Here is a 21196-nt window from a genome sequence, read left to right as displayed (position 1 = left end):
GTGGCTTTTGCTGGTATCCCGCATCAAGCTCGCGTTCGCCCCTTGCTCTGCCAAGGTTGGTCCAGTGGCCGGGGTTTCGCTTCTCTCCGAGCAATTTCTGCCTATCTTGCTACTCTGTGAAAGGTGCACTCGGCTCCGGGGCAGTTGAACTATGTCGTTTACGGCCTCTGATCGGCTTTTAATTGGTTCTCACTGTATACTGAAAATCCAGCCAGCATGGACGCTTGTTTTCAGTGGCCACGGCCACTCTTTCGTGGCTAAAAGGTTGCCAAATTGGATATATCAAAGCATCCCATTGATGAGGCCAAACGGTTAATCAGCCTCCATAGTAGCCGCCTGCTTGATTCGGGGGCAGAGGAGCGGTTTGATCGAATCACACGCCTGGCCGCAGAGTTCTTTTCAGTTCAATCGTGTCTTTTTTCCCTCGTTGATTCAGACAGACAGTGGTTCAAATCCCGAGTAGGTTTTGACTTTGTCGAATCGCGAAGAGATATTTCTTTCTGTTCTCACGCGATATTGGGCGATGAGATCCTTGTGGTTAACGATGCCACGAAGGATGAACGGTTCGCTTCAAGCCCCCTCGTAACCATGAATCCCAATATCCGGTTCTATGCCGGCGCCCCGGTACGCGATCTGGAAGGTCTGGCGCTCGGAACTCTGTGCATTATTGATCCATTGCCCCGCCAGTTTTCTAGTGGGCATGAGAAAGCACTTCGGGATTTTGCAGATATGATTGAGCACGAGATCGCATCAGCCGATCAGGCTCAATTCGAGAGTCAGTTAATGTCGAATCTGGCTCGGACATCATCAATAATCTCGACGCTTCCTGACATGGTTTTCGTGATTGATCGAGAGTTCCGTTTCCTGGTTTGCAATGAACACCCTGACCTACTAAAGCCCCGTCACCAAGTGCTTGGCCGCACCATCGAAGAGGTCATTCCCGGTGATCTTGCCGGTGAGCTCATGGGCAAGGTTGAGCAAGCATTCAATGCCGGCGGAGAAATCACTTATCACGAGTATTTTCTTGGGGATACCAAAAAAACGTTCGAGGCCCGATACAAAAAAATTGACCATAGAGAAGTGCTGGTCATCGTCCGGGACACAACTGAACAAACCCTGATTAACGATGAAATTGAACGGCTCTCAGAAGTGGCAAGACAGACCACCAATGGCGTCATGATCACGGACGAACATGGCCATGTGGTCTGGATTAATAATGCGTTGACTGATATGACCGGTTACAACATGGACGAAATGGCCGGCCGGCGCCCGGGTGATGTGCTTCAAGGTGAGGGTACAGATGAGTCAACGGTAAGCTTCATGCGAAATGCGTTGATGAATCACGAAGGCTTCAATGTTGATGTTGTTAATTATTCGAAAGCGGGCGCCCCTTACTGGGTGAGAATTGCCTGTAATCCGATGCGGGACAAAAGTGGACGCGTTAAGGGTTACATTGCCATCGAAACAGATATCACCCGGGCAAAACAAAACGATGAGCGTATTCGAAATAGCGACAAATTATTAAAGGCTGTCATTGACGCCAACGCTATCGGTACCTGGCAATTTAATATTCAAACGGGTGAACTGCAGATTAATGATAAGTGGGCGGCTCTTATCGGTTACGAACTGAACGAGCTAGTACCCACAAATCGCGCAACCTGGGAGAAGCTTACCCACCCGGAAGATCTTGCTTACTGCTCTCGCCAGCTTGAAAAGCATACGATTGGGCTTGCCTCGGTTTACGAGGCAAATATGCGCATGAAACACAAGAAGGGCCACTGGGTGTGGATCAATACCCGGGGACGAATCTCGACTCGCACCAGCGATGGCCGGGCAGAATGGCTTCTTGGTACCCATTTCGACGTCACCGCCCAAATTGCTGCAGAAACCACGCTACAGCATCAGTCAATTCAAATGCGAGCTATCGTCGAGAATATGCTGGACGGTGTCATTGGAACCGATGGGAAAGGGGCCGTGATAACGTTTAATCGGGCGGCAGAGCAGATTTTTGGTTATAACAGCAGTGAAATCCTGGGGCGAAACATAAACGTTCTCATACCCTCGCCGCACACGGCAGGCCAAACGGATTACCTGGAATATTTCTTTAAAACCGAGAAAGGCGATGCAACGGGTCGCCGTGTTCGTGAACTGGAGGGCGTTCGTAAAGACGGGTCAGTCTTCTCAATGGAACTCGGTGTTGTCGAGATAGAGCAGTCGGGCGATATAAACTTCATTGGAATTGTCCGTGACATAAGCGAGCGCAAGGAACGCGAGCGCGAAATCAATCAGCTCGCGTTTTACGACGCACTGACAAAATTACCCAATCGTCGGTTGTTGCTGGATCGTCTGCAGCACGTTATTGCGAACTGTGAGAGACACAATCACTATGCGGCGCTGTTTTTTCTGGATCTGGACAAGTTCAAGAATTTAAACGACAGCGCCGGACACGGTGTCGGTGATGTGCTTTTGCACCGAGTGGGAAAGCGACTTGCCAATTTGGTTCGGCAGAGTGATACGGTCGCGCGTTTAGGCGGTGATGAGTTTGTTGTTTTGGTGGACAGTCTTGGCGTTGATGAGCAAATGGCGGCACTAAGTGCCAAAGCACTGGCTGAAAAAATCGGGACTGACTTTCATCGGAGCTTCGATCTGAACGGATTGACCTATAACTGCTCGGTGAGCATTGGTATTACCTTGTTTAATGATGGCAGTTTGCAGCATCTGGATTTGCTCAAGAGAGCGGATCTGGCGATGTATCAGTCCAAGGGAACCGGGCGAAATCGTATTTGTTTTTACGATCCCAAAATGCAGGTTGTTGTGGATCGGCGGATGGAAATTGAACAGGATCTCCACAGGGCCATACACGATAGGCAATTCGAACTTCACTATCAGAAACAGGTTGACCAGGACGGACAATTGATTGGCGCAGAAGTTCTCCTGCGCTGGCAGCATCCTGAGAAGGGGCTTATCTCTCCAGCAGAGTTTATTCCTTCGGCAGAAGAAACCGGACTGATTGTGCCTCTGGGCAAATGGGTCTTGGTTGAAGCCTGTCGCACGCTCGCCAAGTGGTCTGAAGATCCGGAAAGAGTTGGGATTACCATCGCTGTTAATATCAGCGTTGCTCAATTCAGCGAGCAGGATTTTGTCAAGACGATTACAGAGACACTTAAAGCCTCCGGAGCCGACCCGAAAAAGCTAAAGCTCGAAATCACAGAGTCACTTTTGGCCAGCAATGCGCCTGATATACGGGCCAAGATGTTTGAACTGCAATGTCTCGGAGTTTCCTTCTCTATCGACGATTTTGGCACCGGCTACTCCTCGCTGGCTTACCTGAAAGAACTGCCGATAGACCAGCTTAAAATTGATCAGAGCTTTGTCAGAGATATTCTCAATAACCCTAATGACCGCGCCATTGCCCAAGCCGTAATTACCTTGGCAGAGTCCATGTGGCTTAGCGTGATTGCGGAAGGCGTGGAAAGCGAGGAGCAGCGAAACTTACTTCTTGAAATGGGATGCAAGGCTTACCAGGGCTATTTGTTCGGAAGACCCTGCAACCTGGAAGACTTCAGTTTCGTGTAAGAACCTGATCACCGTCAAACATTGTTACCTGCAGCGACCCCCGATGCCCAGGCCCACTGGAAGTTGTGCCCGCCGAGGTGGCCGGTGACATCCACTACCTCACCGATAAAATACAGGTTTGGACGTTCCAGCACCGCCATGGTCCTGGATGACAGCTGGCGCGTATCGACGCCACCAAGGGTGACCTCTGCCGTTCGGTAGCCTTCGGTTCCAGCCGGCTTGATCGACCATTGGCCCAGAACGTCGGCAACCTGTTCAATATCGCTGTTCTTGTAGCCCTGCAACGGACCGGTCCAGCCGTGGAGTTCGTTAAAGGCCTGGGCAAATCGTTTTGGCAGGTGCTGGGCCAGGTAGTGCCCAACGGTGGATTGTGGCCGGGTTTTCCGCAGGTTCAAAAGGTCGTCCTTGATCTTGCAGGCCGGCAGCAGGTTGATGGCCAGGGTGTCACCGGGCTCCCAGAAACTCGAGATCTGGAGCATGGCCGGGCCACTGAGCCCGCGATGGGTGACCAGCATGGGTTCCCGGAAGTGCTGGTCGTGGCATTGGACATCGACAGGGCAGCTGACACCGGACAATGGCGCGAGCTGTTCTTTCAATTCCGGCTGCAGGGTAAAGGGCACCAGACCAGCGCGGGTGGGAAGGATTTCCAGGCCGAACTGCTCGGCTACCCGGTAGCCAAACGCTGTGGCGCCCGTGGTAGGAATCGACAGGCCTCCGGTGGCGATCACCAGGGATTCACAGGTGAGGTCACCGGAGCCGACGCGCAAGCGGTAGCCGCTGTCGGTTTCGGTGATGCGGTCGACCGCTGTCTTCATTCTCACGTCCGCGCCCGCCCACTCACATTCGGTCAGCAGCATATTGAGAATGTCCTTGGCGCTGTCTTTGCAGAACAACTGACCAGGGGCTTTTTCCTCATGTTCAATGCCGTGGCGGTCTACAAGTTCCAGAAAGTCCTGGGGGGTATAGCGCTTTAGCGCAGAAATGCAGTACTGCGGGTTATCCGAAAGGAAGTTGGCCGGCGTACTGTTCAGGTTTGTGAAATTGCAGCGCCCGCCGCCGGACATCAGGATTTTCTTGCCGGGTTTATTGGCGTGGTCCAGCACCAGCACGCTGCGGCCGCGATAGCCCGCAGTGGCCGCGCACATCAAGCCTGCTGCGCCAGCACCGATAATAATGACATCGTAGTGTGAAGACATGGGGTAACCACAAACCGGGTACGAACATTGAGTGGGCGAATTATACGGATATGGGGGGCTGGCGTCTGTGGTGCCGGGGTAACCACGTATGAAGTGGCGGGATGAAAAAGAGTCGGAGACCGGGCCCGTGGGACCCGGTCGCCCTTGCGCAGCTACCCGTTTTTCAGGGTTTGCATGTCGATCACGAAGCGATACTTCACGTCGCCTTTTTTCATGCGCTCGTAGGCCTCATTGAGGTTGTTTATGTCGAGCATCTCGACGTCGCAGCTGATGTCGTGCTCTGCGCAGAAATCCAGAACTTCCTGGGTTTCCGGCATGCCACCGATCAGCGACCCGGCCAGAACGCGGCGCTTGAATACCAGGGCGCCAGCCTCTACCGGTGGCTCTACCGGCTCCAGCAGGCCAACCAGTATGTGAGTGCCATCGTGCTTCAGGCAGTTGAGGTAAGGGTTCAGATCGTGCTGGACCGGAACCGTGTCCAGCATGAAGTCAAAGGTTTCAGCAGCTGCGGCCATCTGATCTTCATCGGTGGAGATCACTACATGATCGGCACCCTGCTTTTTCGCCTCCGCAACCTTGCTCTCGGAGCGGGTGAAAATGGTCACCTCCGCACCAAGTGCCCTGGCGAATTTAACACCCATGTGACCGAGACCGCCCATGCCGATGACACCGACCTTGTGGCCCGCTTTGACGCCATAATGGCGCAGCGGCGAGTAGGTGGTGATGCCGGCGCAAAGCAGAGGCGCAGCGGCTTTGATATCCAGCTTTTCCGGAATGCGAACGACAAACCGTTCGCTGACGGTAATACGCTCGGAATAGCCGCCAAAGGTGATGGAGTGATCGTGGCGGTCTTGGCCGTTGTAGGTGGAGGTCATGCCTTCGCTGCAGTACTGCTCCAGACCTGCTTCACAAGCTGAGCAGGTACGGCAGGAATCCACCATGCACCCGACGCCGACGACATCGCCTACGTTAAAGCTTTTGACATCGGGACCAACGGCCGTGACCCGCCCCACAATTTCGTGGCCGGGGACAACCGGATACTCGGTGATCCCCCAGTCGTTCTGTGCAAAATGAATGTCGGTATGGCAGACCCCGCAGTAGTCGATCTCGATCGCAACGTCATCGGGACGTGGCTCCCGGCGGTCTATGGTATGAGGTGCCATGCCGGACGTTGGTGACTGTGCTGCAAATGCTTTGGTCGCTGTCATCACTTCGCCTCTGTTTCAGAATTGAGGGTAAGTTTACGAAACTGACCGTCAGAGCTATCACCGGCGACCATGTCGGTTTTTTCATTTGCACTCTGCAAGTGTGCCTCACAAATGAATCGCGCCTTCCATAAAGAAGGCTGCCTGGCCGGCAATGTCGACGCGATCCCCCTTTAACTCGCAGCGAAGTACACCGCCCCGGGCAGAAATCTGCCGTGCCTCAAGCTCGGTTTTGCCCAGTTGGTCTGACCAGTAAGGCACCAGCACGCTGTGAATGGAACCGGTAACCGGGTCCTCATCAATGCCGGCGCCAGGCGCGAAATAGCGGCTGACAAAATCGCAGTTATTGCCAGGTGCGGTGATGATCAGCCCCTGGTTGCCCAGTTGCTTTAATTTGCGTAGATCCGGTTGCGCAGACCGCACAGCGTCTTCGTCCTTCAGGACCACCATGTAATTGGTGTCGTTTGGAACAAAAAACGCTGTATCAGGCGCGCTTTCCAGAGCTTCCCGAATCAGGGCCGGCGTGGGCTCTTCGTCGTAGGCCAGATTCGGGAAATCGAGTACCAGCCAGCCGTCGTCGGATTGCCGGACGGATAGCGGGCCGCTTTTGGAGCGGAAACGGATTTTTTCTTTGTCCCAGCCGAGTTTGTTGAAGATGACCCAGGCGCTGGCCAGGGTGGCATGGCCGCACAGTGGTACCTCTGTGCCCGGAGTAAACCAGCGGATATGGAAATCCGCGTCCTCGCCGGCCTGAAGAGGCACGAAAAAGGCTGTTTCGGAGAGGTTGTTCTCCGCGGCAAGCGAGAGCATGAGGTTATCTGGCAGCCACTGCTCCAGCGGCATGACCGCGGCCGGATTGCCACCGAACACCTCGCTGGTGAACGCATCAACCTGATAGATGGGTAAAGTCATGGTCTTTTATCCTCTGAAAGAGCTGCTTGTTTCGATGAGCTATCTGATTTCGAGCCTATTGTAGGAAAAGGTCTGACTGCCATAACAGATTCAGATAATCTGTTTTTGAACCGGTACAGAGTGCTCTTGACGATATCTGTACCGGTTATATCGGAGCCGATCTGTACTGCACCGAACAGCTCGGGTTCTGGTGCAATAGATCCTTATCTTGACACGGCGTCGCGGGCGAGGGACGGGCAATGGGCATTCTCTACAACCAGGTAGCGGACCAGCTTCAGGGGCTGATTCATGAAGGCGTGTACCGGGATGGCGAACGGCTACCTGGCGTGCGACAGTTGAGCCGGCAGTTCGGTGTTAGCATCTCGACCATCCTCCAGGCACACCAGACGTTGGAGGCCCGGGGCTTCCTGCAGGCCCGGGAGCGCAGTGGTTATTTCGTACGGCTGCCGACCGTGGATGCGCCGGAGCCGGTGATGCGCCGGCACCGCAGCCGTCCCGTTCCGGTCAGCGCCCGGGAGATGGCCTTGGACCTTTGCGCCGACGAGCAGAAGCGCATGGTGCCCCTGGCCACGGCGATTCCCCATCCGGATTACCTCCCGCTCCGGCAGATCCAGCACAGCACGCTCTGGGCGGCACGCCGGGGCCTGGAAACCCTGGACTATGCCTTTCCCGGCAAGGAATCGTTCCGGCGGCAGATCGCCCAGCGGATGGCGACCCTCGGGGTGCCGGTAACGCCGGATGACGTGCTGGCCACCAACGGTGCCCAGGAGGCGATCATACTGGCGCTGAGGGCGGTGACCCAGCCCGGCGATATTGTGGCCGTGGAATCGCCGTCTTTTCCCGGCATTCTTCAGGCTCTGGAAGTGGTCGGGCTGAAGGTCATTGAAATTCCAGCGCATCCTTCCGAGGGTCTGAGCCTTGAAGGCCTGCAACTGGCCCTGGAACAGTGGCCCCTCAAAGCCTGTGTGGTCGTGACCAATCACAGCAACCCCATGGGTGCGCAAATGTCCGACGAGCGCAAGAAGCAGCTGGTCTCCATGCTGGCGGCAGCGGCTGTTCCGCTGATCGAGGACGACATCTACGGCGACCTTCATCACACCGGGGACCGGCCGAAACCGGCCAAGGCCTTTGACCGGGCGGACAATGTGATTTATTGCAGTTCGTTTTCGAAGACTATTTCACCTGGCCTGCGGCTGGGCTGGATGGTGCCGGGGCGGCATATGGCCAGCGCCAGGCAGCACAAGTATTTTGTTAATCTGGCCACGTCATCGATTCCACAGATGGCGGTAGCGCATTTTCTGGAGCAGGGCGGCTATGATCGCTACCTCCGTTCAGCCCGGCAGCACTATCGCGAAGCCACCGAACGGATGCGGACTTCTGTGGCCAGGGCCTTCCCGGAAGGTACGGCAGTGAGCCGTCCCCAGGGTGGGTTTGTGCTATGGGTCCAGTTGCCCGACGGCGTTTCCGGCACCGAGGTTTACCACAAGGCCAGGGCGGAGGATATCAACGTGGCGCCGGGGCTGATGTTCTCGACCGCCGACAAATACGACAATTGCCTGAGACTGAACAGCGCCAACCCCTGGTGTGAGCGCATCGAGCATGCCGTGGCCAGGCTGGGAGTGTTGGCGCACGACGTCCAGTCTTCGGCGCGTTAGTGCCGTTCAGTTCTTCTCGCCACGCAGGTCCAGCGGATCTAGCAGGCCGGCGGCAATGGCGGTGCCGGTCACATCCGGCAGGCGGTCGGCGCCCAGGCGTTTCATGACTCGTGCCCGGTAGAGATCAATCGTCTTGACACTGACATCCAGCTGTTCTGCGATTTCCCGGCTCGTGTAGCCCTGGGCCAGTGGCAGGAACACGTCCCGTTCACGGCGGGTGAGAGTGGCCAGCAGGGCTTCGGTCGCCTCATCGCCCTGCAATTGTGGAGCGGACTGCTGATGTTCCTGCAGCGCCTGTTGGACGCTGTCCAGGAGCAGTTGTTCATTGAAAGGCTTCTCGATGAAATCGAAGGCCCCGGACTTGAACGCTCTCACCACAATGGGTACGTCGGCGTGCCCGGAGACAAAGATGATCGGCAGGTCCAGCTCCCGCTTCTGAAGCTCCTCCTGAACGTTCAGGCCGCCCAGGCCGGGCATCCGCACATCCAGAACCACGCATCCTGCTTTCTTGTTGCCAACCGCATCCAGGAATTTCCGGCCGTCGCTGTAGGCTTCCACGTTCAAGCCGACCGATTCCAGCAACCACTGGGTGGATTCCAGCATGCCGGCGTCGTCGTCAACCACGTAGACGGTGGTGGCTTCCGGTGTCGCTTGATCACTCATCTGGCTGCATCTCCGTGTTCGGGTTTCTGTTCTTGTAGCTCGGGCTGGCCGGGAAACGGCAGATCAGGGAGAGTCCGCCCGTCGCTGCCGGCCTGGCGTCCAGGAAGCCGCCAAAGCCTTCGATAATCGAACGGCTCATCGAGAGCCCCAGGCCAAGTCCCTGGGGCTTACTGGTATAGAACGGCTGGAACATCTGGCGAATGCCCTGCGCGTCGAGCCCCGGGCCTTCGTCGATAACCTCAATCAGGGTTTCGTTCTGATCGTTGATGCAGGTCGTTATGGCGATCTGCGAGTGTGGGCCCGGGTTATCCTCACCGCGAGCCTCAACGGTGGCTTCGATACCGTTACGGATCAGATTGATTAGCACCTGTTCCAGCAACACCGGGTCGGCGGTGATGACGGGCGCACAACAGGCCAGATTCTCGCGGATCTGCACCTTGTTTTTCTCGGCCTCCCACTGGCAAAGGCGGGCGACGTTGCTGACGACTTCGTTCAGTGCGATTGGTGCGGTGCGCTTCTGGCCCTTGCGAAGGAAGGCTCGCAAACGCTTGATGACCTCCGAGGCCCGGTTGGCATGGTGAACAATCTTCTGGAGGCCGTCGTCCACTCGGTCGAGGCATTCGGGATTGGTTCGGGCGCTTTTAAGATAGCGCTGGCTGGCGCTCGCAAAGTTCACGATGGTGGCCAATGGCTGGTTCATCTCGTGGGCAATGCTTGAGGCAAGCTCCCCCAGAGTGGCAAGCCTGGCGGTGTGGGCGAGTTCGTCGGCCAGCCTGCGGTTGTTCTCCTCGGACTCTACCCGGGCGGTGATATCCCGGGATACGCTGATGACCTCAATCACAGCGCCAGTGTAGGTTTCCCGAATGGCCCTGCTGGCAATCTCGAACCAGCGGCGGGAACCGTCCCGGTGAATGATCTCCAGGGTCATGGTGGCGTAGCCGTCGTCCCGTAGCTGGTTGCGGGTTTCAGCCAGCTTCTGAACCACCTGATCGCCCCGGAAAATTTCTTCCAGAGGCTTACCCCTCAGTTCTTCCGGCCAGTAGCCCAGCAGCCGCCAGGATGCGGGCGTGGCATCGATAAACCGTCCGTCCGGGGCATGGCGGGAAATGAGGTCGGTGGTGTTCTCGGTAATCAGCCGGTAAAGACGGTTGGAGCGGGTCGCTTCTTCCCGGTTGATGATTTCGTCTGTAGCGTCTCTGGCCCGCGCCAGAACCGTCGAGCTCCCGATATCGGGGATGAACGTCCACATCAGGAAACGCTCGGTGGTGTCTGCCGGGATTCTGGCTTCCACATTCTCGATCGATCGTTCCTGCTCCAGGGACGACTTCACGAGCGCCTGAACGTTGATCGGCAGCAGATGGAACAGCGAGGTCAGGTTGGCGTTCTGGCAAAGATGAAGGCTGGCCAGGTTGCCCTCCAGAACGCTGCCTGTCGCATCCAGGATCAACTCGGGTTGCGGGTCGGCGTCATGCAAACTAAATACACTTGGAGTGGAAAAATCGTTCATGGCTTATCGTTATAGTAAATTAACTATAATACGTTGGTATAGTTTCTAGTGTTTTTGCTATCCAATACTATTCTGACCAGCCCGAAGTATAGCTAGTTTAGCGATATTCCTGAATACGCCATAAGAACAACAGTACTCAAGAGGACCACGCAATGACCTCGATATTTGATGAAGGCCTGGCGCCCGTCGACGCCAACTACGCCGTTCAATCCCCCGTTGATTTCATCGAACGTACCGCCACGGTTTATCCGGAGTATCCCGCCGTCATTCACGGCGCCATCCGTTACAACTGGTCGCAGACCTACGAACGTTGCCGCCGTCTGGCATCAGCCCTCAAAGGGCGCGGCATCGGACGCGGTGATACCGTTGCCGTCATGCTTCCGAATATTCCCGCGATGGTGGAAGCCCATTTCGGGGTGCCCATGATTGGCGCGGTGCTGAACACCCTGAACGTTCGCCTGGACGCTGAGGCCATCGCCTTCATGCTGGATCACGGTGAGGCCAAGGTTGTGATTGCCGACCGGGAGTTCGGTGAGGTGATCAGGGATGCCGTCAGCCGGCTGGACACCAAGCCCCTGGTGATCGATGTGGACGATCCAGAGTATGGCGAGGGTGTTCAGGTCAGTGATCTGGATTACGAGGCGTTCCTTCAGGAAGGGGATCCGGCATTCCAGTGGAGCTTCCCGGAGAACGAGTGGGATGCTATCTCTCTGAACTACACTTCCGGCACTACCGGCAATCCAAAAGGTGTGGTTTATCATCACCGTGGCGCCTACATCAATGCCATCGGCAACCAGACTGTCTGGTCCATGGACATGCACCCGGTGTACCTGTGGACCTTGCCGATGTTCCATTGCAACGGTTGGTGTTTCCCCTGGACCATCACCGCCATGGCCGGTACTCACGTCTGCCTGCGCCGGGTTGATCCCGAGAAGATTCTGCAGCTGATCCGGGATCATCAGGTTACCCACATGTGTGGCGCCCCGATTGTGCTTAACGCATTGCTGAACGTGCCGGAATCCGCCAAGGCCGGCATTGATCACGACGTGAAGTCCATGACAGCAGGCGCGGCACCCCCCGCGCAGGTTATTGGTGCCATCGAGGAAATGGGCATCCAGGTGACTCACGTTTACGGCCTGACCGAAGTCTATGGCCCGGTAACCGTTTGTGCCTGGAAATCCGAGTGGGATGCGCTGCCACTGCATGATCGTGCCCGGAAAAAGGCCCGTCAGGGCGTTCGCTATCACACTCTGGCAGGCACGATGGTCGGCGACCCGAACACCATGGAGCCAGTGCCCAAAGACGGCAAAACCATCGGTGAGATTTTCCTGCGCGGCAATACGGTGATGAAGGGCTACCTGAAGAACCCCAAAGCCACCGAAGAGGCCTTCCGGGGTGGCTGGTTCCACACCGGCGACCTGGCGGTATGGCACGAAGACGGCTACATGGAGATCAAGGACCGGCTGAAGGACATCATCATCTCCGGCGGTGAGAACATTTCCACCATTGAGGTTGAGGATACCCTTTACCGCCACCCGGCTGTGCTTGAGGCAGCTGTGGTTGCCCGGCCGGACGAGAAGTGGGGCGAAACCCCCTGCGCCTTTGTGACCCTGAAGCCGGAAGCCGGTGATGTCAGCGAAGAAGACATCATCAACTTCTGTCGCGAGCATCTGGCCCGGTTCAAGGTACCGAAGACCATCGTCTTCTCGGAGCTGCCCAAGACCTCCACGGGCAAGATCCAGAAGTTCGTGCTGAGGGACCAGGCCAAAGAACTGGACTGATCCCCCGATCGGCTGCGCCGTCCTGGCGCAGCCGGCTTTAACCAGAAAAACAACGCTGTCAGGCACACGCGCCGCGTGAGCCCGGAGACCTTTTTATGCAAATGTTTCACCGAAAGAATGGGGAAGAGCAGCCATACTGGCCGGCGGGTCCCTTCAAGGTTCGCTTGCCGTTTGTCCACTACCGCTGGGAATTTGCGGAGATGGTGCAGGCCCTGATCATGTTCGTGGTCAGCCTGGCGATGATTCCCCTTCTTGAGAAATACCTGGGTGTGCCCTACGACGTGGCTCTGGCTTACGTGGTGATCTGTGGTATCGGTTTCATGTTGCCGGCACTGCTGGGTGTTCCCCTGGTTCCGGGCTGGATTACGCCAGGGATTCCTGTGGTTCTGCTGTTCCTGAGCGACTACGAACCGGGTCCCGAGGCAATTCAGGCGCTGTTCGCGCTGCAGTTCCTGGTGTTCATTATCTTCCTGGTTCTGGGCATTACCCGCCTGGGCAGCAAACTGGTGGAGCTGATTCCCCGTTCCATGAAAGGCGGGATTATCATCGGTGCCGGTATCGCCGCCCTGATGGGTGAGATTGAGGCAGGCGGCCGTCTCGCCAACACGCCGATCTCCCTGATCATCGGTGGCCTGGTGTGCCTCTACCTGATGTTCTCGGTATCGTTCAAAGGTTTTGTGGAAAGCAATTCAATCGCCCGCAAGATTGCCAACTACGGCATGGTGCCGGGTATGGTGGTTGCGATCCTGGTTGGCTTTGCCACTGGCGAATACGAGGTGCCCAATGTGGAGTGGGGCATCACCAAACCCGCGTTTGATGAGCTGTGGAACTACCTGCCGTTCGCCGTCGGATTCCCGGATGCCAACGTCTTCCTGTACGCCATTCCCACGGCGGTGATCGCCTACGTGATTGCCTTCGGCGATATCGTGGTCGGCCAGTCATTGATGAACCGCGTTGATCATCTACGCAAAGACGAAGATATCGATAACAGCATCGACCGGGTGCATCTGGTAACCGCTATCCGCAATGGTGGCCACGCGTTCTTCGCACCCTATCCGGGGCTGGCGGGCCCGATCTGGACGGCTGTCACTGCCACCATGGCCGAGCGCTACAAGTACGGTCGTAACGCCATGGACTCCATCTACAGTGGCGGCGGTACTTTCTGGATTACGGGGTTTATTGCCCTTTTCGTTCTGCCGCTGGTGAGCTTCTTTCAACCGGTGCTGCCGATTGCCCTGTCACTGACACTGCTGCTGACTGGCTATATCTGCCTGATGGTAGGGCTGGAGCAGCTGGAGAATAACACCGAGCGTGGCATTGCCGGCACCATGGGCGTTGTTCTGGCCGTCTATGGCGCTGGCTGGGGCCTGGCCACCGGCGCCGTCCTCTATTTCCTGATTGAACGCACCAAATTGCTTGGCTTTACCGCCGACCCGGAAGCGCCGGGCGTGAAAGCCTCAGAAGAGCACTAAACCTGCGTCTTCCGGCTCTGCACCGGAAGGCGTTGACCCCCTGTGTGTCCTTGGGAGGCCTCGTGCCTCCCTTTTTTTTGCCTGAATGTTTCCCTGAGCATGGGCGTTGACAGAATGTCATTTCGTGACAATTTGTCTGATTTTTCCTCCTGAAGTATTCCTTCTGCGCGGTTTCCGGGTTTAAACTGCCAGAACTGATGAAATTTTGTCCGCTGTTCATTACTGATAACAACACCACAAAAACAGGAGGCAGTCATGACCATCAGCTCCACGCCCGAGGGGGTGTCCGTTGAGCCGAGACATCTGCGGTTCGATGTCAGCGAGGATCTGAAAACGCTCTGGCATGGCAACGATGCTTTCCGGACCGCGTTCTTCAACGCCCTTTCCCTGCAATTTCCCGATGGCGAACAGCAGTTCATTAATGCCGTAAGGCTCTATCGGGACAAGATCGAGGATCCAAAGCTTAAAGCGGAGATCCGCGGGTTTATTGGCCAGGAAGCCCTGCACAGCAGGGAGCACAAGGATTACAACGAGGCCCTGAAGGCCCGGGGCTACGATATTGATGCCCTGGACCAACGGTTCCGCAAGCATATGGAGTGGGTGGGTAAACTGCCACCAAGCCGCCAACTGGCAGGTACCTGTGGAGCCGAGCACTACACCGCCGTCCTGGCCAACGCCATCCTGAGCCACCCGGAGTGGATGGAAGGCGCCACGCCGACTATGGCAAAGCTCTGGAGATGGCATGCGATCGAGGAAACCGAACACAAATCCGTCGCCTTTGATGTTTATCGGGAATGTGTTGGCAATGAACGGCTTCGTCGGATCGTCTTCCTCTTTGTTACCTGGAATTTCTTCAAGTACACCTTTCTGAATACCTGTAGCCTGCTGAAGGCCGATGGCAAACTCTGGAGCCTGCGCACCTGGGTTGGCGGGTTTAATTTTCTCTGGGGCAAGCCCGGAGTGCTCCGCAAGTGTCTGCCGGAATTCCTGGCGTATTTCCGTAAAGGCTTTCATCCCTGGCAGCAGGACAACCGCGAGCTGCTCGAGCAGAATCTTCGTGAGCTGGATATGACATCGGCAGCACGATAGGGCCGGGTTGCTGAAATTCTGATCGCGGTGTGTAAGACTGTGCGGCATAAAGAATAACGACAATAAAGGGCGCTTCCGGTCGAGAAGTTGCCCGGAGCTGGAGGCCCACCATGCGAGTTGGTTTGATCGTTGATTCTGCGTGCGACTTGCCCTACGAGTTCAGCCGCAAGCACGACCTGTTCGTGCTGCCGGTAACCGCTGTAATCGATGGCCAGACCTACATAGACAAGCATGATCCGGTTCGAACCCAGGAGTTTTACCAGAGCGGCCTGTTACAGAAAGGGCATCAGGCAGAGACCCGCGCCTTCACCGCTGAGCAGATCCACGACCTGTTCATGGAGAAGATCGTTACCCAGTTTGACGTCGCCATCTGCGAGACGGTCACCAAAACCCGAAGCCTGATTTTCCAGAATGCCACCGAAGCCATGAACAGTGTCCTGGCGAATTACGAGGGCGCACGGGAAGCGGCCGGTCGCGATGGCAGGTTCTTCATGCGTGTGATCGACAGTAAGCAGATCTTTGCCGGCCAGGGCCTGCTGGCAGCCCACACGCTCAAGCTGATTGACCAGAATGTGTCCAAGAATGCCCTGCGCCATGAGGTGGAAACCTTCAGCGACAAGATCTACACCTGCGTGATTCCGAGGGATCTGCACTACATCCGTGAACGGGCACGGCGTCGTGGTGACAAGAGTGTATCGGCGCTGGTTGCCTTCCTGGGCAAAGCACTGAACATTACGCCGGTTATCTTCGGGCAGGGAGCTGAGGGCCAGCCTGCGGCCAAAACCCGGAGTTTCGACGTGGCCGTGGAAAAGGTGATGAACTATGCCGCTGCCCGTGTCGAAGCCGGGCTTCTGACACCCTATGTAAGCCTGTCCTGTGGTCTTACCTGGACGGAGATCGAGGATTTGCCCGGGCTCAACCGACTGCGCGATGCTTGCGAACGCAATGGTGTGGAACTGCTGCTCTCCCAGATGGGGATTACCAGCAGCATCTACGTTGGCCCCGGCAGTCTTTGCCTCGCACTTGCTGCGGAACCCCACACTTTCAACGATTTTCAGTAACTCCCTCTCAGAGTGCGTGACTGAAACATACTGGCCCGGCCGCGCCTCCTCACCTGTAGTTTTGGCAAACCTGCCAGCGTTTCGTTCGTGTTAGCCTCTGGCCTGTGTGTTTCATTTCTACAACAGGACAACTGACGCCATGACCAAAGGCAAAACGGATCTCGCCAACCAACTGCTTGAGCAGCACGTGAAACATGAGCTGGCTTCGCTAAAGGGCGCAAAGCTGCGCAAGTTCCTGGAGCACGAACTGGATGAGCTCTGGCATTATGCCGGCGAGATAACCCTTGGCCGAATAACCTCGGAAGAGCAGGTGATGGGCGTTATCCAGCGTATCGTTGTGGACATGGAACTGGATGCAGGCATTCCGGAACTGGCCGCGGAGATGGCCACCGAGGTGCTCAATGCCGATGTGCAGTCAAAGACCACCCTGGGCGAGATTCTCACCCGCGAACAGGCCACGGGCTTTCTGGAGGAAGCTCTGGAGCTCCGGCAGCAGCGTGAACGGGTGATCAGTGAGATCATGGCGCACCCGGTCTATCAGGAGCTGGTGTCCAATGTGGTGTACCACGGCCTGGTGAACTACCTGTACGAGGATAACCTGATCACCAAGTCTGTGCCGGGCGTTGGTTCGATGATGAAATTTGGCAAGCGAATGGCCAACCGGGCGGTGCCGGGGCTGGATGAAACCTTTGAGCGTCGACTGAAAGCCTGGTTGTCTGACAGCCTGCCCGGTTTGATCAGCCGCAGTGAGCAATTCCTGCATAGTGCCCTGTCTGATGAGGAGCTGCGCGACAGTGTGATGGCAGCCTGGGTGTCGTTGGAGGATCGGACCATTGCCGAGCTGCACGAGGGTCTCGGAGACGTGCAGCTGCAGGAGTTTGTGGTGCTGGTCTATGAGTTCTGGCTGCATTTTCGCAAGACCGGATACTTTGATAACTGTGCCCGGGCCGTGGTTTGCCAACTGTTCGACAAATATGGCGAGCGTCCGCTTACAGACCTGCTGGGCGATATGGGGGTAAGCCGTGAGGTTGTTATGGCGGAGATAGATGCCTACGCAATTCCGGTTATAGACGTGTTGCGTGAAGAGGGCTATGTTGAGGCCCTGATTCGTCGGCGGCTTGCACCATTTTACAAGTCCGCCGCTGCGCGTAAGATTCTCCAGCAGGAGGCCTGAGTTTGAGATTGTCGGCAGGGCCCCGGGGAAGGTTTCGTTCAGGATTTTGAGAGGGCATGACGTTGATATCGGATCTGTTCTGGGCCTATCTGGTTGCCATTACATTGCTCACCATCACGCCCGGTGTGGATACCCTGCTGGTGATGCGTAATACCGGTCGGGGCGGTTTGCGGGATGGTTGCGTGACTAGCGTCGGCATCTGCAGCGGCCTGTTCATTCATGCCACGCTCTCGGCGCTGGGCATTTCCCTCTTGTTGGTGGAAACCGCCTGGGCATTCTCTGCATTGAAGTGGGCCGGTGCCTGCTACCTGGTCTGGCTCGGCATTGGTTCTTTGCGCCAGGCCCTTCGCCGGGGTGATGCGCCTGCGGCAAAGGACGTAACGGTCGCCCGCCGGAAGGTGGGCTTGGCGGTGTCGTTTCGTGAGGGTTTGCTATCCAACGTTCTTAATCCTAAAACGGCCCTGTTCTATATGGCTTTGCTACCACAGTTTGTGGATCCGGCAGGCAACGCTTTTCAACAGTCGCTGATGCTGGCCGGTGTGCATTTTCTGCTGGCAATGCTCTGGCAGTGTGGTCTGGCCTGGGTGGTGGTCACGTTTCGGAGTCTTGGTGTAAACGCGCGCGTGAAGCGAACGCTGAACGGCCTGACGGGAGGGTTTTTCGTGGCCATGGGCGCCAAGCTGGCCAGCACCTGAGGTAATCACGGAACTCGAGGCAAAGAAAAAGGGAAGCCTCGGCTTCCCCTTCTTGTTCCAGTTCCGGATGCTTACTTTTCCAGATACTGAAGCTTGTTCGGCTTGCCATCCCACTCTTCAGCGTCTGGCAGCGGATCTTTCTTTTCGGTGATGTTCGGCCATTTGGCGGCCAGATCGGCATTCAGCTCCACAAACTGGACCTGATCGGCAGGTAGCTCGTCTTCCGAGAAAATGGCTTCGGCCGGGCACTCTGGCTCGCACAGGGCGCAGTCGATACATTCGTCCGGGTCGATTACCAGAAAGTTCGGTCCCTCGTAGAAGCAGTCTACCGGACAGACTTCCACGCAGTCTGTGTACTTACACTTGATGCAGTTATCAGTAACGATAAACGCCATAGTCAGATCCCTGGTCCAGTGGTCGGTCAGTCTCATCAGGAGCGCCGTCGGGCGCTGCCGTTATATTTTGGTGCGCGATATTGTAGGGAGCGACCCGCACAGCCGCAAGCGTTCGACTGCTATAACCTTATTACACAGATCAATTCTTCGCTATTTCTTCATTAACGCCTTCAGTTCATAAAGCTGATTCATGGCATCCCGGGGGGTTAGTCCGTCGAGGTCCATGTCTTTAAGTGCCTCTTCCACGGCGCTGGGCTCCAGGCTGGCGAACATATCGCCCTGGTAAACGGATTCATTTACCTTGGTTGCCGGCTTGGCCAGTAATGCGTTGTTGCCCTGTTCAGCGGCCGAGGCTGCCGGCGCCGCTGGTGAAGCGCTGCCCTCCAGGTGGGAGAGCTGGGTTTTGGCGTTACGGATCACATCCTGTGGCACGCCTGCCAGCTTTGCTACCTGCAGGCCGTAGCTCTGGCTTGCCGGGCCATCATGCACGTTGTGCAGGAACACGATGCTGTCATCGTGTTCGGTGGCTGTCAGATGGACGTTAACGGCATGTTGCAGTTCGTCGGCGAGCTGGGTGAGCTCGAAATAGTGGGTGGCAAATAGCGTGTAGCAGCGTATCTCCCGGGCAAGGTGTTCGGCGGTAGCCCAGGCCAGGGACAGGCCATCAAAGGTGCTGGTGCCACGACCAACCTCGTCCATCAACACCAGGCTGTGCTCGGTGGCGTTGTGCAGGATGTTGGCAGTTTCTGTCATTTCCACCATGAAGGTGGATCGGCCGCCGGCGATATCGTCCGAGGAACCCATGCGGGTAAAAACCCGGTCCACGGGGCCGATCACTGCCCGGTTGGCGGGCACGAAACTGCCGGTGTAGGCGAGCAGGGCAATCAGCGCGGCCTGACGCATGTAGGTGGATTTACCGCCCATGTTCGGGCCGGTTATCACCAGCATGCGGCGCTGGGTGTCCATTAGCAGATCGTTCGGTACGAAGGGCTCGTCCAGCAACTGTTCAACCACCGGATGGCGCCCTTCTTCAATGTCAAAACCCGGGGATTCGCTGAACTCCGGCGCGGAAAAGCGCAGGGAGGTGGCGCGCTCGGCAAAATTACTCAGCACATCCAGTTCTGCCAGTGCCTGGGCGGCATCCTGAAGTGGCGCAAGTTGCCCGGCGACGGTTTCCAGTACGTCATCGTACAGGCCTTTCTCACGGGCCAGGGCCCGGCTCTTGGCACTCAGAGCCTTGTCCTCGAACTCCTTGAGTTCTGGTGTGATGAATCGCTCGGCGTTTTTCAGGGTCTGCCGGCGAATATAATCCACCGGCGCCTGATCGGACTGGGCCCGGCTGATTTCGATGTAGTAGCCGTGGACCCGGTTGTAACCTACTTTGAGGGTGCTGATACCGGTGCGATCCCGCTCCCGGGTTTCGACATCCAGCAGATACTGGCCGGCGTTCTCGCTTATGTTGCGCAGCTCGTCCAGCTCCTCGTCGAAGCCTTCCCGGATGACCCCGCCTTCCCGGATCACGACCGGGGGATTGTCGATGATGGCGCGCTCCAGCAGATCCGCCAGTTCCGGGTATTCCCCAATGATGGTCGCTAGCCTGACGACGTGGTGGGAATTGACCGGTTTCAGGGTTTCCTGCAGGTCCGGCAGCGCCTTGAAGGCATCCCGAAGCCGCGCCAGGTCTCTTGGGCGGGCCGAACGAAGGGCGACCCGTGCGAGCACGCGCTCAATGTCGCCAACAGCTTTCAGCAGATCGTGCACCGGCTCATAGTGGAACCCGTCCAGCAGCGCCGATACCGCCTGCTGACGCTGGCGGACGATCTCCACATCCCGAAGCGGCCGATTCAGCCAGCGCCGGAGTTCCCGTCCACCCATGGATGTGGCGGTGCGGTCCATGACCCAGGCGAGGGTGTACTGGTGGCCGCCCATGAGATTGGTGTCAATTTCCAGATTACGACGGCTGGCCGCGTCGAGGATGACTGCTTCATCGCGCCGTTCACGGGTCAGCTTGCGAATATGGGGCAGGGCGGTACGCTGGGTTTCCTTGGCATACTGCAGCAGGCAGCCTGCGGCACAGACGGCGAGATTGAGTTCCTCGCAGCCGAAACCCGTCAGGTCCCTCACCTGAAGCTGATGGGTAATAACCCTGCGGGCCGTATCGGCTTCGAAAAGCCAGGGTCCCTGACGGCGTATTCCGGTGAAACCCTCCAGAACGTCCTCGTAGGGAAAATCCTCGCTGATCAGGATTTCCGCCGGACGCAGGCGCTGCAGTTCGCCCTGCAGGGCCTCCAGGTTTTCCAGCTCCGACACGGCAAAACGGCCGCTGGAAATATCGAGCGAGGCAAAACCGAACTGCTCCCGATGGTTATAGATAGCCACCAGCAGATTGTCCCGTCGATCCTCCAGGTAGGCGTCGTCGCTCAGGGTGCCCGGTGTGACAATCCGCACCACCTGTCGCTCAACCGGACCCTTGCTGGTGGCAGGATCTCCGATCTGTTCGCAGATGGCGATGGATTGACCTGCCCGAACCAGCCGGGCAATGTAGCCCTCAGAAGAGTGATAGGGGATGCCGGCCATGGGGATCGGATTGCCGCCAGATTGGCCCCGGGCGGTGAGGGTAATATCCATCAGCTCGGCCGCTTTCTTGGCATCTTCGTAGAACAGCTCGTAAAAGTCCCCCATGCGGTAAAAAACCAGTTCATTGGGGTGCTGGCCCTTGATCTTCAGGTACTGCTGCATCATTGGGGTGTGCTTGGAAAGATCGGTCTGAGCTGCTGACATGAACGGGTCCGGTAGCCTTGCTTTGGATGAAGGC

General features: G+C 57.0%; 15 protein-coding genes. 8 read left to right on the top strand and 7 right to left on the bottom strand.

Going from position 1 to position 21196, the window contains the following annotated elements:
- Positions 1-273 precede the first annotated feature (273 nt).
- Positions 274-3576, top strand: a complete 3303-nt coding sequence (locus CFB02_RS08955) for an EAL domain-containing protein (RefSeq protein ID WP_088557721.1) — start codon at positions 274-276, stop codon at positions 3574-3576.
- A gap of 14 nt (positions 3577-3590) precedes the next feature.
- Here CFB02_RS08955 and CFB02_RS08950 read toward each other — a convergent pair whose 3' ends face one another.
- The 3 genes from CFB02_RS08950 to CFB02_RS08940 all read right to left on the bottom strand — a co-directional run bounded on the left by CFB02_RS08950 (position 3591) and on the right by CFB02_RS08940 (position 6889).
- Positions 3591-4772 (bottom strand): NAD(P)/FAD-dependent oxidoreductase, encoded by a 1182-nt coding sequence (locus CFB02_RS08950; RefSeq protein ID WP_088557720.1) that lies wholly within the window; start codon positions 4770-4772, stop codon positions 3591-3593.
- A 152-nt stretch (positions 4773-4924) separates the two neighbouring features.
- Positions 4925-5980 (bottom strand): NAD(P)-dependent alcohol dehydrogenase, encoded by a 1056-nt coding sequence (locus CFB02_RS08945; protein WP_088557719.1) that lies wholly within the window; start codon positions 5978-5980, stop codon positions 4925-4927.
- A 105-nt stretch (positions 5981-6085) separates the two neighbouring features.
- Complete coding sequence (locus CFB02_RS08940; RefSeq protein ID WP_088557718.1) at positions 6086-6889, bottom strand: PhzF family phenazine biosynthesis protein; 804 nt, start codon at positions 6887-6889, stop codon at positions 6086-6088.
- Positions 6890-7128: 239 nt separating this feature from the next.
- On the opposite strand from CFB02_RS08940, the gene CFB02_RS08935 reads away from it, so the two are divergent.
- Positions 7129-8544 (top strand): PLP-dependent aminotransferase family protein, encoded by a 1416-nt coding sequence (locus CFB02_RS08935; protein WP_088557717.1) that lies wholly within the window; start codon positions 7129-7131, stop codon positions 8542-8544.
- Between the two features lie 6 nt (positions 8545-8550).
- On the opposite strand, the gene CFB02_RS08930 is transcribed toward CFB02_RS08935, so the two are convergent.
- Entirely contained in the window at positions 8551-9207 is a 657-nt protein-coding gene (locus CFB02_RS08930) for a response regulator transcription factor (protein WP_088557716.1), read from the bottom strand.
- Entirely contained in the window at positions 9200-10714 is a 1515-nt protein-coding gene (locus tag CFB02_RS08925) for a PAS domain S-box protein (protein WP_088557715.1), read from the bottom strand. Before CFB02_RS08925 ends, CFB02_RS08930 begins: the two co-directional genes overlap by 8 nt.
- 152 nt (positions 10715-10866) lie before the next feature.
- Here CFB02_RS08925 and CFB02_RS08920 point away from each other — a divergent pair, with 152 nt between their 5' ends.
- The 6 genes from CFB02_RS08920 (at position 10867) to CFB02_RS08890 (ending at position 17986) form a co-directional block, all read left to right on the top strand.
- A complete protein-coding gene (locus CFB02_RS08920) occupies positions 10867-12495 on the top strand; it encodes an acyl-CoA synthetase (protein WP_088557714.1) in 1629 nt (542 codons plus the stop codon).
- Between the two features lie 95 nt (positions 12496-12590).
- Positions 12591-13967, top strand: coding sequence for a solute carrier family 23 protein (locus CFB02_RS08915; protein WP_088557713.1), 1377 nt, complete (start codon positions 12591-12593; stop codon positions 13965-13967).
- A 255-nt stretch (positions 13968-14222) separates the two neighbouring features.
- A complete protein-coding gene (locus CFB02_RS08905) occupies positions 14223-15056 on the top strand; it encodes a metal-dependent hydrolase (RefSeq protein WP_062785228.1) in 834 nt (277 codons plus the stop codon).
- Positions 15057-15166: 110 nt separating this feature from the next.
- Positions 15167-16117: a DegV family protein gene (locus tag CFB02_RS08900; protein WP_088557711.1), complete on the top strand. Its 951-nt coding sequence runs from the start codon at positions 15167-15169 to the stop codon at positions 16115-16117.
- Between the two features lie 139 nt (positions 16118-16256).
- Positions 16257-17291, top strand: a complete 1035-nt coding sequence (locus CFB02_RS08895; RefSeq protein ID WP_088557710.1) for a hypothetical protein — start codon at positions 16257-16259, stop codon at positions 17289-17291.
- Positions 17292-17347: 56 nt separating this feature from the next.
- Positions 17348-17986: a LysE family translocator gene (locus tag CFB02_RS08890; RefSeq protein ID WP_014576519.1), complete on the top strand. Its 639-nt coding sequence runs from the start codon at positions 17348-17350 to the stop codon at positions 17984-17986.
- 71 nt (positions 17987-18057) lie between these two features.
- Here CFB02_RS08890 and fdxA read toward each other — a convergent pair whose 3' ends face one another.
- Together fdxA and mutS are read right to left on the bottom strand one after the other, a co-directional pair.
- Entirely contained in the window at positions 18058-18381 is a 324-nt protein-coding gene (gene fdxA / locus CFB02_RS08885) for a ferredoxin FdxA (RefSeq protein ID WP_008170541.1), read from the bottom strand.
- A gap of 150 nt (positions 18382-18531) precedes the next feature.
- Positions 18532-21162 carry a DNA mismatch repair protein MutS gene (gene mutS / locus CFB02_RS08880; protein ID WP_088557709.1) on the bottom strand — a complete coding sequence of 877 codons (2631 nt, stop codon included), beginning with the start codon at positions 21160-21162 and terminating at the stop codon, positions 18532-18534.
- Positions 21163-21196 lie beyond the last annotated feature (34 nt).

Origin of the sequence: Marinobacter sp. es.042, from assembly GCF_900188315.1 — a bacterium.
In the GTDB taxonomy this organism is placed as follows: domain Bacteria; phylum Pseudomonadota; class Gammaproteobacteria; order Pseudomonadales; family Oleiphilaceae; genus Marinobacter.
This window is presented reverse-complemented; position numbering and strand designations above follow the sequence as displayed.

What these genes read in the sequence shown, in the direction of transcription:
- CFB02_RS08950 (WP_088557720.1), bottom strand. Translation starts at nt 4,772, where the DNA reads ATGTCTTCACACTACGATGTCATTATTATCGGTGCTGGCGCAGCAGGC.
- CFB02_RS08945 (WP_088557719.1), bottom strand. Translation starts at nt 5,980, where the DNA reads ATGACAGCGACCAAAGCATTTGCAGCACAGTCACCAACGTCCGGCATG.
- CFB02_RS08940 (WP_088557718.1), bottom strand. Translation starts at nt 6,889, where the DNA reads ATGACTTTACCCATCTATCAGGTTGATGCGTTCACCAGCGAGGTGTTC.
- CFB02_RS08935 (WP_088557717.1), top strand. Translation starts at nt 7,129, where the DNA reads ATGGGCATTCTCTACAACCAGGTAGCGGACCAGCTTCAGGGGCTGATT.
- CFB02_RS08930 (WP_088557716.1), bottom strand. Translation starts at nt 9,207, where the DNA reads ATGAGTGATCAAGCGACACCGGAAGCCACCACCGTCTACGTGGTTGAC.
- CFB02_RS08925 (WP_088557715.1), bottom strand. Translation starts at nt 10,714, where the DNA reads ATGAACGATTTTTCCACTCCAAGTGTATTTAGTTTGCATGACGCCGAC.
- CFB02_RS08920 (WP_088557714.1), top strand. Translation starts at nt 10,867, where the DNA reads ATGACCTCGATATTTGATGAAGGCCTGGCGCCCGTCGACGCCAACTAC.
- CFB02_RS08915 (WP_088557713.1), top strand. Translation starts at nt 12,591, where the DNA reads ATGCAAATGTTTCACCGAAAGAATGGGGAAGAGCAGCCATACTGGCCG.
- CFB02_RS08905 (WP_062785228.1), top strand. Translation starts at nt 14,223, where the DNA reads ATGACCATCAGCTCCACGCCCGAGGGGGTGTCCGTTGAGCCGAGACAT.
- CFB02_RS08900 (WP_088557711.1), top strand. Translation starts at nt 15,167, where the DNA reads ATGCGAGTTGGTTTGATCGTTGATTCTGCGTGCGACTTGCCCTACGAG.
- CFB02_RS08895 (WP_088557710.1), top strand. Translation starts at nt 16,257, where the DNA reads ATGACCAAAGGCAAAACGGATCTCGCCAACCAACTGCTTGAGCAGCAC.
- CFB02_RS08890 (WP_014576519.1), top strand. Translation starts at nt 17,348, where the DNA reads ATGACGTTGATATCGGATCTGTTCTGGGCCTATCTGGTTGCCATTACA.
- fdxA (WP_008170541.1), bottom strand. Translation starts at nt 18,381, where the DNA reads ATGGCGTTTATCGTTACTGATAACTGCATCAAGTGTAAGTACACAGAC.
- mutS (WP_088557709.1), bottom strand. Translation starts at nt 21,162, where the DNA reads ATGTCAGCAGCTCAGACCGATCTTTCCAAGCACACCCCAATGATGCAG.